This is a genomic window from Nonomuraea sp. NPDC059194, from assembly GCF_042754765.1.
Taxonomy (GTDB): domain Bacteria; phylum Actinomycetota; class Actinomycetes; order Streptosporangiales; family Streptosporangiaceae; genus Nonomuraea.
This window is the reverse complement of the sequence record NZ_JBHZBH010000024.1, coordinates 1-12,700: the sequence shown is the minus strand read 5'-3', so window position 1 is coordinate 12,700 and position 12,700 is coordinate 1. Positions and strand designations below refer to the sequence as shown.

The window sequence follows — 12,700 nt, the reverse complement described above, 5'->3', positions numbered from 1 at the left end:
ACGAATGTTACGGTGCATGCCATGAGCATCTGGCATGGTCTGATCAACAGCGCCTACCGGCGCTGGCTGCCGGTCACCGACAGCACCCCGGTGGTGTCCCTCCACGAGGGCAACACTCCCTTGCTCCGCTCGGATCACCTGTCGTCCCTGACGGACTGCGAGATCTGGCTGAAGGTGGAGGGCGCCAATCCCACAGGTTCGTTCAAGGACCGGGGGATGACCGTGGCCGTGAGCCATGCGGCCGGGCGCGGGGCCGAGGCGATCGTCTGCGCCTCGACCGGAAACACCAGCGCCTCAGCAGCCGCCTACGCGGCCCGCGCCGGCATCACGGCCGCCGTGCTGGTGCCCAAGGGAGCTGTCGCGCTCGGCAAGCTGGCCCAGGTCGTGCGATACGGAGCCGAGATCATCGAGATCGCCGGAACCTTCGACGACTGTTTGCGGATCGCCCGCGACCTTGCCGCTCACCACCCCGTGGCGCTGGTCAACTCCGTCAACAACGAGTTGCGGCTGGCCGGGCAGAGGACAGTCGCCTATGAGGTCGTGGACGCCTTGGGCGATGCCCCGGACATCCACTGTCTGCCGGTGGGCAACGGCGGGAACATCACCGCCACCTGGAGCGGCTACCAGGCCTACGCCGCCGCGGGTCTCGCCACCCGCCTGCCGCGGATCTGGGGTTTCCAGGCGGCGGGCGCGGCACCACTCGTCCACGGCACACCCGTCGCCGCGCCCGAGACCGCCGCAAGCGCGATCCGGGTCGGCAACCCCGCGACCTGGAACGGCGCCATCGCCGCCCGCGACGACTCCCAAGGATTGATCTCTGCCGTCACCGACGACCAGATCTTTGACGCTTACCGCATGGTCGCTCGCCACGACGGTATCTTCGCCGAGCCCGCCTCAGCCGCCGGCATCGCCGGCATCCTCGACCAACGGCGACGAGGCCACCTCGCCCCAGGGCAGACGATCGTGATCACCCTCAGCGGCAACGGACTCAAAGACCTCGACGCATCCCTGCGCGACGGCTACACCTCAACCCCGACCTCGGCCGACACCACCGACGTCGCCCGCGCGCTGCACCTGACCACCTGAGACATCCGCGCCCAAGGAGCCCCGCGCTTCCGTCTCCGGAACCCGAGTGCCGTCCAACCGACCCACAGAAGACGGCGGCGACCAGCGGAACGACCCGAATCCCAGCCACCCGCATCCGTACGGCCGGCGGCGCTAACCCAGCGATCTTCAGCCCGCTGTCGCACTCTGGCCGTTCCGACGGCGCTCATGCCCCCTTTCGCATGGCCACTCCAGCACCGGTGGCGGCGGCCTGGCCGTGCCCTCCAGACAACCGGGCACCGGTGGCGGCGGCCTGGCCGTGCCCTCCAGGAAGGCGGGCACCGGTGACGGCCTGGCTAGGTTTCCAGGGAGCCGAGGGTTTCCCGTAGCCATGCCAGTTCCGCCAGGCTGGTGGCCCTGGCTATGGACAGCAGCCCCCGCCTGAACGGGTCGTCGAACTCCTCGGCCCTGACCGGCCGATCACCCTCGTAGAAGAAGCTGCTCGGCTGGGCGAGGAACTCCAGCCGCCGCCGCAGCACCGCCGCCTGCGCCGCCGGGTCGTCCAGGTGGCGCAGGAATGCCAGCAGCACGAACCACTTGTTCTCGTCGCTGGTCTCCAGGTCGCCAGGCTCCCGCAGCCGCCGCAGCAATTCCGCGCGGCCCGCGTCGGTCAGGTGGAGTGTGCGCCGGGGCGCCGCGGTCACGCCCGGCTCGTCCTGGCGCACCAGCCATCCTGCCGACTCCATCCGTTTGATCGCCGGATAGAGCGTCCCGTCGGCCACGGGGCGTACGTGTCCCAGCAATGCCGCCACCCGCCTGCGCAGGTCGTACCCGTGTGACGGCCGATCGTACAGAAACCCGAGGATCGCCAGCTCCAGCATGCCGTCAATATACCTCGCTTGCGAGATACCTCGGTATCGATATACCTTGCCTCCGATACATCGGGAGGTTGTCATGCAGACCACGATCGTCCATCCAAGTGGTGCCAAGATCCGCTGGGTCGAGTTGCCCGGCACCGGCCCCGGCCCCGCCCGGGTCTACATCCACGGGCTTGGTGCCTGCGCCGCGCCGTACTTCGCCGGCGTCGCCACCCACCCTCTGCTGGCCGGGCGCCGCTCGCTGCTGGTCGACCTGCTCGGGTTCGGCATCAGCGACCATCCCGCCGACTTCGGCTACACGCTCGAGGACCACGCCGACACCCTCGCCGACGCGCTCGGCCAGGCCGGCGTCGCCGGCGCAGACGTGATCGGCCACAGCATGGGCGGCGCGGTCGCCATCGTCCTGGCGGCCCGCCATCCCGAGGTTGTGTCCCGCCTGGTCATCGTCGACGGCAACCTCGACCCCCGCCCGCCGACACCCGGCGCCCCCTCCGGCAGCGGCATCGCCGGCTACACCGAGCAGGAATTCCTGGCGTACGGCCGGCATGAGGTGCGCGACCGCGTGGGCGAACACTGGTGGGCCACGATGCGCCTGGCCCACCCGGTGGGCCTGTACCGCTCCGCCGCGAGCCTGGCCAGGGCGACGGTGCCCACCATGCGCGAGATGCTGGTGCGGATGTCCATCCCGCGGGCCTACCTGTACCCGGACGCCGATCCGCCGCACGACGCCGAGGGCCTGCGCGAGGCGGGCGTCGATGTGGTCGAGATCCCGGACTCCGGCCACAACATCATGCTGGACAACCCCGACGCCTTCGCCGCCACCGTCGCCCGCCTCGCCGCACCGGTGTGAGCGGCACGACCAGGGGCCGGCCGCCACCGTCGCCCGCCTCGCGCCGGTGTGAGCGGCACGACCGGGTCTGGCCGCCGGGGGCGACGCTCCGGAGTTCAATGAGCCACCGGCCACCCGGGGCACACCGTGTAGTTGGGGAACCAGGCCAGCCGCTCGGTGCGCGGCCTGAGCTGCGTGAACATCAGCACCACGGGGCCGGTGCCACGGCGTGCCCAGGCCCCGAGCGGCCGCACAGGTCGACGCGAACCGTCCGCCGCCCCCCGGGATCGGGCGCGAACTCATGGAGACGGCCCTCTACTCCCGAAGCTGCGCCCAAGTCCAAAGTAGCCCTGGACCCAGTGAGCACGAGGCCGAGCCGCGTCGAGCCGGACTTGTTCGCCACCAAGTCCCAGTCGCCGCCCACCGGCGTCCAGCACGCCGGTACCGATCGTGCACCCGCGCCGGTGGCCTTCCACACCCGCGGCAGGCGCCACCGGCCCCGGTCCGGTGCGGGCCACGATCGTCACGCTCTCTCCCTGGTCCACGACCTGGGAGAGGACCAGTCCCGCCAGGTGCGGGAACAGCGTGTGCAGCAGATTGACTTCCCTGTCGCTGAGCTCGTGCAGCACAATGACCTCCACGGCCGCTCTTCATGATCCTGATCTTGGCGATCCAGATCGTGACAGGGCGGTCGTGTTCATGCGCGACGAGTTGCCAGATCGCGATCGACACCACCGTTACCACGGGCTCACTGGCTGCTCTGAAGTCGCGCTGTGTGATCACTCCCCATCCAGTTCGCCAGACCCCGGTCGTGGCCGGGAAGTTCCGGCTGTATCTGGCCGGGTCGACTGCGGTGTCCCGTGGGCGTGGCCGGGTGATCGGGTACTCCTGCTGGTGTCCGGGACTGTTTGCTTTCCGGATGTTCGGGCACGTTCGATGCGTGATCCCGTAACCGCGTTGCGTGGACCCTGCCTGGGGATCGATGATGCCGGTATGCGCGGGCGTGGGCTGATATGGGGCGGGGCCGTGGTCGCGATGGCGGCGCTGGCAGGGGTGGGTGCCTATTTCGTGAAGGTGGGGCTGGAGCGGGCTGATCAGTGGGCCGGTGTGCTCGGCCTGTTCGTCGCGGTGGCGGGGCTCGGGGTGGCGATCGCCGGGTTGCGGGCCGGGCCGGGGCGGCCGTGTGCGGCAGGTGAACAGCCATTAGCGGTGAGAAGGACCTTGATGTCGGGCTTCGAACATCTCGAGGGCACTGGCGGATCATGCGGCAGCAACCTGGCCTAGGCTTCCAGGTAGGTGAGGACCGCCATGACCCGCCTGTTGTGATCATCTGACGGTGGCAGGCCGAGCTTGGCGAAGATGTTGTTGGTGTGTTTGCCGATCGCCTTGTCCGTGACCAGCAGGCGGGCGGCGATCGCCCCGTTGGACAGGCCCTCCGCCATCAGGTTGAGCACCTCCCGCTCCCTGGGGGTGAGCTCACCGAGGGGCTCGTCCCTGCTTCGGCGGGTGAGGAGCTGCGAGATCACCTCGGCGTCCATCGCGGTGCCGCCCGCCGCCACCCTGCGGACAGAGTCGACGAACTGCTCGACGTCGCCCACGCGGTCCTTGAGCAGGTAGCCCACGCCGCCGGAGCGGTCGGACAGGAGTTCGCGGGCGTAGAGCTGCTCCACATACTGCGACAGGATCAACACGGGCAGCCCCGGCACCTGCCGACGCGCCTCCAGGGCGATGCGGATGCCCTCGTCGGTGAGGGTCGGCGGCAGCCGTACATCGATGACGGCCACGTCGGGGCGGTGCCGGATCAGGGCGGACAAGAGCATCGGGCCGTTGTCGACCGCCTCGACCACCTCGAATCCGTGGGCGGACAGCAGGCGGATCAGGCCGTCTCTGAGGAGGGCTAGATCTTCGGCGATGACAACACGCAAGGCAGCTCCATCAAGAGTTCGGTGTGCCCGCCGACCGGGCTGCGCACGGTGAGTGTGCCGTCGAAGGCGGACAGGCGGTGCCGGATGCCGCGCAGGCCGCTCCCGGCCTCGGGGTCCGCGCCGCCGCGTCCATCATCGCCCACGACCAGACGTAATACGCCATCGACGTGACTCAGGCGGACCCAGGCGGTGTGGGCGGCGCTGTGCTTGGTCACGTTGGCCAGAGCCTCGGCCGCGGCGAAGTACAGCGCCGACTCCACCGGCGCCTCGGGCCGTCCCGGCAGGTCCACCTCGACGGTCACTGGGACCGGGCAGAGCAGGGCCGCCGCCTGGATCGCGCCGGCCAGGCCCCGGTCGGCGAGCACCGGCGGGTGGATGCCGCGCACCAGGTCGCGCAGGTCGGTCAGGGCCTGCCCGACCGACTCCCACGCGTCCTCGATCAGCTCCTTGCTCATAGCCGGGTCGGTGGTGCTCCTGGCCAGGCCGAGGTTCATCCGCACGGAGATCAGCCGCGCCTGGGCGCCATCGTGCAGGTCGCGTTCGATCCTGCGCAGCTCGGCCGCCTGCGCGTCCACGGCGGCGGCCCTGGAGGCCGACAGATCCCTGACGCGCTGGGCCAGGGAGGTGGCGGGGTGCAGGACCAGCTCGGACAGGCGGGCCTGGGCGAGCCCTGCCAGGGCGGCGGCGACCACGCACAACGCCGCGATGGCCAGCATCGCCAGGCTCAGGGTGAGCGTCACCGCCAGGCTCCCCGGCAAGGGGCCCAGGTGCAGGATGACCTCAAGGGTGGAGAACATGGCCGTGACCACGGCCAGGCCGCCGAGCCCGAAGACGCACTGAACGGCCAGCCAGCCGAGCAGGCGCAGGTCTCCCTGGTCGGAGCGGGCCAGTCTGCGGGCCGCCGCGCGGAAAAGGCCGGGGGCCAGGAGTAGGCAGGGCGCCGCGACGATCAGCAGCACCAGCGCGGCCAGGCCGGTGACGGCGTTCAGCGGCAGTTTGGCAGCGGCGACGAGTGCGCGTCTCAACCTGGGCACTCCCGCATTGTGTCCGATCAACGCTCCCACGGGGGTAGGCCCAGCCCTACCCCCGTGGGGGGCGCACGCCCATGGAGGCAAGACACGCGGGCCGGAAACCTGAGACCCATGATCGAAGTGACCGGATTGACCATGTGGTACGGCGACACCCTCGCCGTCGACGATTTGACGTTCACCGTGAAGCCAGGGTTGGTGACCGGCTTCCTCGGCCCCAACGGCGCGGGCAAGTCCACCACCATGCGGGCGATCCTCGGCCTGGACGTCCCGAACGCGGGGACCGCGTTGATCGAGGGCCGCCTCTACGCCTCCTTGCACCGGCCGATCCATCGGGTAGGGGCGCTGCTCGACGCCGGTGCGGTGCATGGCGGGCGGAGCGCTCAGGCGATGCTGGCCTGGGTCGCACGGAGCAACGGCATCGGCTCAGGCCGGGTGGCGGAGGTGCTGGAGCTGGTGGGACTCGCCAGAGTCGCGCACAAGAGGATCGGCGGGTTCTCCCTCGGCATGAAACAGCGGCTCGGCATCGCGGTGGCGCTGCTCGGCGACCCCGGAGTGCTGATCTTCGACGAACCGGTCAACGGGCTGGACCCCGAGGGGGTCCGGTGGATTCGCGAGCTGATGCGCTCGCTCGCCGGGGAGGGCCGCACGGTCCTGGTCTCCAGCCACCTCATGGGCGAAATGGCGCTCACCGCCGATCAGGTCGTGGTCGTCGGGCGCGGGCAGTTGATCCTCGACACGAGGATGTCCGCGCTGATCGAACGTTTCCAGCGGGGCGTACTCGTGCGCGCCACCGACCCGGCCTCGCTCACGAGGGTGTTGCGGGAGCAGGGCGCGGGTGTGGATGAGGAAGGAATCGGGCTCTCGGTGACCGGGCTCGACGCCTCGGAGATCGGCGACCTGGCGTACGCGAACGGGATCGTGCTGCACGAGCTGACCCCGCGCGGTGCCTCGCTGGAAGAGGCATTCATGGAACTGACCAGGCAGAGTGTGGAGTTCAGATGATTGACGTGATCGCCTCGGAGTGGCTGAAGTTCCGCTCGCTCCGCTCGAACCTCTTTTTGCTGGCTGTCTCGGTGCTGGCCGTACTGATCAGCGCAGGCCTGGCGTTCATGATCGGCCGCGGTCTGGACAGCAACGCGGCCGAGGACAGGCTGACGTTCACCGGTGTCGGTGACGGGCTGGGCACCGGGCTGTCGGTCGCCTACTTCATCGTCGGCGCGCTCGGCGCGCTGTCCATCACCTCCGAACACGCCTCCGGGCAGATTCGCACGAGCCTGACCGCCGTGCCGCGACGCCAGATCCTGCTGTTCTCCAAGATCCCCACCCTCCTGGTCGTGGGCCTGGTCGCCGGGCAGGTGCTGGCCTTCGCGATGCACTTCGCGAGCCAGGCCATCCTCGGCGGGCACGCGGGCCTGGTGCTTCTCAACGGGCAGACGATGGGCGCGTCCCTGTCCGAGCCCGGGGTTCTGGCAGGCGTCCTGATCGCCGGAGCGTCGGTGCCGCTGGTCGCCCTGATCGGGCTCGGCCTGGGCGCGGTGATCCGTTCCACGGCCGGGTCGCTGGTCGTGCTGATCATGATCCTGTTCGTTCTGCCGGTCGCGACCAAGACCTTGCCGAGTCCGGGTAGCGCGCGCATCGGCGCCTTCATGATCGAGAACCTGCCGGGCCAGATCGCCGGGAACGGCCTGCTCTCCCCACTTGCGGCCGCTGCGCTGCTGCTCGCCTACCCGGTCGCGGCGCTGGCCGCCGGAGCGGTCGCGATCGCCGCGCGCGGGCGCAGGATCAGGCCCCTGGCCGCAGGTCTGGTCGTGACCGCCCTACTGGGAGCGGTGGTGGCCGCACCGACCGCCGCGACCACCTCCACGCTGCGGTGGAAGGCGTGCGGTACGCAAGGCCTGGAGTGCGCCGTCATCCAGGTGCCCGTCGACTGGGCCAAGCCGGAAGGCCGCACGATCACCCTGCCGCTCGCCAGACTCGCCACGAACGGTACGGGACACCGGATCGGCACAGTGTTCGCCATCCCCGGCGGGCCTGGCGGATCGGGCGTCGAGGACCTCAAAAACCACGCCGGCAACTTCACAGCCCTGCGCGACCGCTTCGACGTGGTCAGCTTCGTCCCTCGCAATGGCTGGAACCTGGGCGTGCTGACGAAAGACTGCTTCCTCTCCGGCCCGTGGATCGTCCCGCCCAAGAACAGCTCCGAGTACGGCAGACTGGCCGAGACCAACCAGAAGGCCGCCGAGCGCTGCCGAAACCTCGACCCCGCGTTCTTCGACCACATGGACTCCGCCTCCGTCGCCAGGGACATCGACACGATCCGCGCAGCTCTCGGCGAGGAGCGGCTGAGCTTCATCGCCACCTCCTACGGCGGGGTGCCCGCCGTCGCCTACTCCCGGCTGTTCCCCGGCCGAATCCGGGCCATGTACCTCGATGGCATCGTCAACCAGCTCCTCGACCCCGAAGCGGACGCCCGCAAGACGTACGCGGAGACCGAAGCGATGTTCGCCCGTTTCATCGCCTGGTCCGACGCTACGGCGACCAGCCCGTTGCACGGGCGGGACGTGGGCGCGACCTGGCGCGAGCTCATCGCCAGAGCCGACAGGTCACCCATTCCGGTCAGAGGCGAGTCTCAGCGGGCCGCCTACAGCGGCTTCGACCTGAAGCTCGCGGTCGGCCCGAACCTGTTCGGCCCTGGCGCGGCGTCCGAGTACCCCCGGTGGCGGCAGCTGGCAGAGGCCATCAAGCAGGCCGAGCGCGGCGACGCCTCTGGGTTCGCCGACTACATCAAGGTGGGAACGGGCAGCCTTAAAGCGCGCTCGACGAGCGGCGTGAACATGGTTCACTGCGCCGACGGCATGCGCTTCGCGGACTACGCCGAGTACGAGCGCAACCGTGCCCTAGGCGAGCGGCTCTCGCCGCACTTCGCAGGCAACAGACTCTGGCACCCGCTGGGCTGCGTGGGCTGGCCTGCCCCGACCACCAACCCGCCCACCGCCATGCCCACCACCAAGCTGCCGCCGTTCCTGGGCGCGGGCACCTGGACCGACTACGACGGCACCGCCGACCTCGCGATGCGGGTGCCGGGCTCGGGGACCGTCCGGTTCGACGGCCCAGGACACGGCCTCTACCTCACCGGCGACAGCTGCACGATCGCCCACGCCAACAGGTATCTGACACAGCTGAAGCTGCCGCCGACGGGCACGGTCTGCCGCCCGCCGTCGGCTCTCTGACTGGACCGCGAGGTTGACCAACCACGCCCTTCGGCTGGCCGAGAGCGGGCAGCGCCAGGCGGCGGTGCCGATCAGCGCGGAAGCCCTCGGCCTGCGCCGGGAGCTGGCCGAACTCAACCGCGACGCTACCTCCCCGACTATGTTCAGAGCCTCACCGTCCTGGGGTATGTGCTGGCCGAAGGAGCCCGATTCCGTGAGGCGATCACCCCCTTGGTCGAGGCGCTCATCGCCGGGCAGCAACTGCCCGAGTACGCGCAGGACCTCATCGGCGCCAACGTCGATCTGCTGCGCCGCGCCTATGGCGGGGACACCGACGGGGGAAGCGAGAACTTTCGCGAGCTCGCCCGCCAGGACGTCCCCGATTGGATGAAGCTACCGCCCGCCGCCGCCGAAGACTGAGAGAACCCCTCGCCGACTGCGCCAGACCCCGCCCTCGGGCTGTCCGGTTCGCCCTGCCCCCTGCGCTGCTCGACCACGCGGCAGCCGCCCTGTCACGCGCCTGGGCCGAACATCCCGCCTGAGCCGGTCGGCTCAGGCGGGACACGACAATGGCTCGGGCGGGACACGACAATAGGGTGAGATCGTGAAACCCAAACGGCGCAGGCGTACCCCCGAGCAGGCGCGCGCGGAACTCCTGGCGGCGGCGGCCCGGCTGATCGAAGAACGCGGCCCTGACAACGTCCGGCTGAGACAGGTCGCCGAGGCCGCGGGCGTCGCCCACGGGCTGGTGACCCACTATTTCGGCACCTATGCCGCCCTGGTCCGCGAGGTTCTGCTGTCGGAGGACAAGCGCATCCAGGAGCGGATCCGCGAACGGATCCAGGCCGAACACGGGGTGCCGACCGCCGACGGGATCACGAGCGTGCTGTTCGACACGTTGGCGGACGGGCGCTACCTGCGGCTGTTCGTCTGGGCCGAGATGCACGCCGACTACCAGGGAGCCGTACGGCCGGACCTGCGGGGACTGATCGACGCGATCGAGGCGGGGATCCGGTCCGCGCTGGCGGGACGGCCGGTTCCGAGCCGCTCCCGCATCGAGGCCGTGGCGCTGACCGGGGTGTCGGCGGCCTACGGGTTCGCCATCGGCAGCCGGTCGTGGCTGGCGGGCATGGGACACGATCCCGACGATCCGGCGCACGAGGCGGAGTTCCGCGAGCAGCTGACCATGATGCTGGCTTGCCACATGGTGGAAGAGTCCGGGCTGGAGCCCGCCGAAGACCATCCTCAGAAGGCGTAGGCGCGCGTCACGACGACGAGGTCGCCGTCCGCGCGGATCGACGCCTGCAGCCCCGGCGGCCTGGGCGTGAATCCCGGGAGCGCGGACAACCCGTGCGTCTCGTCCATGGCGGTGATCCTGACCTGACCCGTCCGGGCGACCCGCACGGTGACGTCGGCCCCTCCAGCGGGCAGGTCGCGCAGGCGGATCTCGCCTGGCCAGCCGCCCGAGCGCGTGCCGGTCACGGGCACCGCCACCGGGGCGTCACCGGAGACGCTCGCGCTCACCTCGGCGATCGGCTGGTCCAGCCGGAGGGTCACACTCGAGGCGGCACGCGCCGAGGCCACGTGCAGGGTGAGGACGTCGCCCTTCCTGGCCGACAGCTTCACCCGCGGCCCCTCGACGTCGATCGCTCGCGCGGGGCCGGTCCACGGGTTGCCCCGGGCGTAACCGTCGGGAAGCCTGCCGAGGTCGTGGCCGGTGACGTGGCGCCTCGTCCAGCCGGCGGGCTCGGCGTCCGCGCTGACCCAGCTCGCCACGCCGGTGTCGGCGTCGAGCACGTAGGCCAGGTGCGCGCTCTCGGGATGCTCGCGATCGAAGCCGTCCACGGCCAGGCCGGTGCCGACGAGGGCCAGCGCCAGCGCCATGGCGGTCGAGGGTACGGCCACGGCCGTGAGCCTGCCCACGCCGCGATCGACGGCGGGGAAGAGCAGCTCGATGACCGGGAGCAAGGCGAAGCCGTACCCGGTGAAGAGCACGGCGCCGATGCCGCCCAGCGTGAGCCCGGTCGCGCCCAGCGAGCCGAAGGCGAGGGACGGCAGCGTCAGCGCCGCACCCACGGTTCCGGCACACATCGTGACAACCGACCACACCGGGAACCGCCGCAGCACCAGCGCGAGGAGGCCGCCCAGCGCGCCGAGCAGTGCGGGGACGGTGAACACGAACGCCGCTCCGGGCGCCGTCACCGCGCAGAGCACGGCCAGGACGCAGAGCCAGGCCAGCGAGCCGACAGCCAGCGCCGCCGGTCCCAGCCGCCGCCGCAGCGGGAGATACCAGCACAGCAGCGCGAGGGCGGTCAGCGCCATGATGGCCAGTTCATAACTCAACGGGCGGTACAGCAGGCCGTCCATGGGTTCGTAGCCCGGACGCAGCGCGACCAGCGCCGTCCACATGGCCTGCGCGAGCACGACGGACACGGCCACGGGCACCACCGCCGAGACCATCGCGACGAGCGTGCGCGGGAGGCTGAGCACTGCCTGCCTGCGCGCGACCGCGACGAGCCCGGCCAGCAGCAGGACGGCGAGCGCCGCGAGCGGCAGGACCAGGACGTTGGAGTAGCTGATCACGAACCCGAAGACCGCGAAGTAGGTGCTGTCGTGGTCCGTGGCGAGGGTTCGCAGGTCGGCCTGACCGAATGCGCGGGTCAGCGCGAGCATGTTCGTGCCGTGGTGCTGGAGACTCGACCGGGACAGGCGGGCGATCGAGTCGTCGGCGGTGTGGTAGCGGGCGGGCTCTTCGACGAAGGCGGAGTTCAGCCCGCTGAAGCCTGCCTTGGCGAGCACGGTGAAGTCGGTGTCGTTCGGCAGGAGCCGGTAGATCTCGACCATCGAGGAGTCGCCGCGCGGCCGCGGCACCGCGTCGGTGAACAGCTCGATCAGCCGGGCGTTGTCCTTCGACGTCTGGAACATGAGCGATGGTCCGCTGACGCCGCGATCCTCCCAGTTGAGCACCACTCCGCCACGGCGGCCCAGCGGATGTTCTCTGGCGAACGCGTCGGCGCCAAGCAGCCCGTCCTCCTCGCCATCGGTGATCAGCAGGACCACGTCGTTGCGGAGCGGACCCTGAACGGCCAGCGCACGAGTGGTCTCCAGCATCGCGGCGACCGCGGCGGCGTCGTCCGCGGCGCCCGGTCCCGTCGGGACGGAGTCGTAGTGGGCCACGACCAGCACGGTTCCGGAAGGATTTGTGCCGGGGAGGGTGGCCACCACGTTGTCGGTCCTTCCGAAGATCGCCAGGCCGTCACCGGTGCGGGCGCCGACGGCTCGCTGGACCTCAACGGTCAGCCCCTGGGCACGCAGTCGCTCGACCAGATAGTCCTTGGCCCGATCGCTGGCCGCGCTGCCGAGCGGGCGCGGCTCGGTGGCGAATTCCTTGAGCCGGGATAACGCGCGGTCGGAGCTGAACGTGTCGGCCGGCGCCGACGCCGGTACCGGCGTCGGGGTCGCAGCTTCCGTCATCGCCGTCCCAACGACCACCGAGCTCGTGACCAGCAGGGCCATGATCCCCGCGACGAGTCGATGAGGGGTGTCGATCAGTTTGCGCATCACACTCTCCACTATTGGCCAAGTGGATAATAGGATACCGATCAAGCACATGAGAAAGGGGGGGGGGGGGCCGGGGGTGGCGGGGGGGGGGGGGGGCGCTTACACCGTCCCCCACAACCTCCCCGTGCCCCGCCGCCCCACCTTAACCGGCCCCGCCCCCGCGCCCGCGGCGGCGGGACACCGATGCTCAGCTGATGCGACGCACGCGGATCTTGGACTGCTT

The 12,700-nt window shown here is 70.4% G+C and carries 11 protein-coding genes; 7 read left to right on the top strand and 4 right to left on the bottom strand.

Annotated elements, in window-relative coordinates; all coding sequences use genetic code 11:
* Positions 1-21: 21 nt before the first annotated feature.
* Positions 22-1,086, top strand: coding sequence for a threonine synthase (gene thrC / locus ACFXJ8_RS26750; RefSeq protein WP_379646708.1), 1,065 nt, complete (start codon positions 22-24; stop codon positions 1,084-1,086).
* Between the two features lie 314 nt (positions 1,087-1,400).
* On the opposite strand, the gene ACFXJ8_RS26745 is transcribed toward thrC, so the two are convergent.
* On the bottom strand, positions 1,401-1,925 hold the full coding sequence (locus ACFXJ8_RS26745) for a PadR family transcriptional regulator (RefSeq protein ID WP_379646707.1): 525 nt from the start codon (positions 1,923-1,925) through the stop codon (positions 1,401-1,403).
* A gap of 73 nt (positions 1,926-1,998) precedes the next feature.
* Here ACFXJ8_RS26745 and ACFXJ8_RS26740 point away from each other — a divergent pair, with 73 nt between their 5' ends.
* Complete coding sequence (locus ACFXJ8_RS26740) at positions 1,999-2,772, top strand: alpha/beta fold hydrolase (protein ID WP_379646706.1); 774 nt, start codon at positions 1,999-2,001, stop codon at positions 2,770-2,772.
* Positions 2,773-3,777: 1,005 nt separating this feature from the next.
* Positions 3,778-4,035 (top strand): hypothetical protein, encoded by a 258-nt coding sequence (locus ACFXJ8_RS26735; RefSeq protein WP_379646705.1) that lies wholly within the window; start codon positions 3,778-3,780, stop codon positions 4,033-4,035.
* Here ACFXJ8_RS26735 and ACFXJ8_RS26730 read toward each other — a convergent pair.
* Positions 4,032-4,676 (bottom strand): response regulator, encoded by a 645-nt coding sequence (locus ACFXJ8_RS26730; protein WP_379646704.1) that lies wholly within the window; start codon positions 4,674-4,676, stop codon positions 4,032-4,034. The two genes, ACFXJ8_RS26735 and ACFXJ8_RS26730, sit on opposite strands and share 4 nt — an antisense overlap.
* Complete coding sequence (locus ACFXJ8_RS26725) at positions 4,649-5,710, bottom strand: sensor histidine kinase (protein WP_379646703.1); 1,062 nt, start codon at positions 5,708-5,710, stop codon at positions 4,649-4,651. Before ACFXJ8_RS26725 ends, ACFXJ8_RS26730 begins: the two co-directional genes overlap by 28 nt.
* A 108-nt stretch (positions 5,711-5,818) precedes the next feature.
* Between ACFXJ8_RS26725 and ACFXJ8_RS26720 the strand changes: the two genes are divergently transcribed.
* The 4 genes from ACFXJ8_RS26720 (at position 5,819) to ACFXJ8_RS26705 (ending at position 10,174) form a co-directional block, all read left to right on the top strand.
* A complete protein-coding gene (locus ACFXJ8_RS26720) occupies positions 5,819-6,709 on the top strand; it encodes an ABC transporter ATP-binding protein (RefSeq protein WP_379646702.1) in 891 nt (296 codons plus the stop codon).
* Complete coding sequence (locus ACFXJ8_RS26715) at positions 6,706-8,937, top strand: alpha/beta fold hydrolase (RefSeq protein WP_379646701.1); 2,232 nt, start codon at positions 6,706-6,708, stop codon at positions 8,935-8,937. The genes ACFXJ8_RS26720 and ACFXJ8_RS26715 overlap by 4 nt, the downstream gene beginning before the upstream one ends.
* A 168-nt stretch (positions 8,938-9,105) precedes the next feature.
* Complete coding sequence (locus tag ACFXJ8_RS26710; protein ID WP_379646700.1) at positions 9,106-9,336, top strand: hypothetical protein; 231 nt, start codon at positions 9,106-9,108, stop codon at positions 9,334-9,336.
* Between the two features lie 184 nt (positions 9,337-9,520).
* Positions 9,521-10,174: a TetR family transcriptional regulator gene (locus tag ACFXJ8_RS26705; protein WP_379646699.1), complete on the top strand. Its 654-nt coding sequence runs from the start codon at positions 9,521-9,523 to the stop codon at positions 10,172-10,174.
* On the opposite strand, the gene ACFXJ8_RS26700 is transcribed toward ACFXJ8_RS26705, so the two are convergent.
* Positions 10,162-12,477: a M20/M25/M40 family metallo-hydrolase gene (locus tag ACFXJ8_RS26700; protein ID WP_379646698.1), complete on the bottom strand. Its 2,316-nt coding sequence runs from the start codon at positions 12,475-12,477 to the stop codon at positions 10,162-10,164. The two genes, ACFXJ8_RS26705 and ACFXJ8_RS26700, sit on opposite strands and share 13 nt — an antisense overlap.
* Between the last annotated feature and the right edge of the window lie 223 nt (positions 12,478-12,700).

What these genes read in the sequence shown, in the direction of transcription:
- ACFXJ8_RS26715 (WP_379646701.1), top strand. Translation starts at nt 6,706, where the DNA reads ATGATTGACGTGATCGCCTCGGAGTGGCTGAAGTTCCGCTCGCTCCGC.
- thrC (WP_379646708.1), top strand. Translation starts at nt 22, where the DNA reads ATGAGCATCTGGCATGGTCTGATCAACAGCGCCTACCGGCGCTGGCTG.
- ACFXJ8_RS26745 (WP_379646707.1), bottom strand. Translation starts at nt 1,925, where the DNA reads ATGCTGGAGCTGGCGATCCTCGGGTTTCTGTACGATCGGCCGTCACAC.
- ACFXJ8_RS26700 (WP_379646698.1), bottom strand. Translation starts at nt 12,477, where the DNA reads ATGCGCAAACTGATCGACACCCCTCATCGACTCGTCGCGGGGATCATG.
- ACFXJ8_RS26740 (WP_379646706.1), top strand. Translation starts at nt 1,999, where the DNA reads ATGCAGACCACGATCGTCCATCCAAGTGGTGCCAAGATCCGCTGGGTC.
- ACFXJ8_RS26720 (WP_379646702.1), top strand. Translation starts at nt 5,819, where the DNA reads ATGATCGAAGTGACCGGATTGACCATGTGGTACGGCGACACCCTCGCC.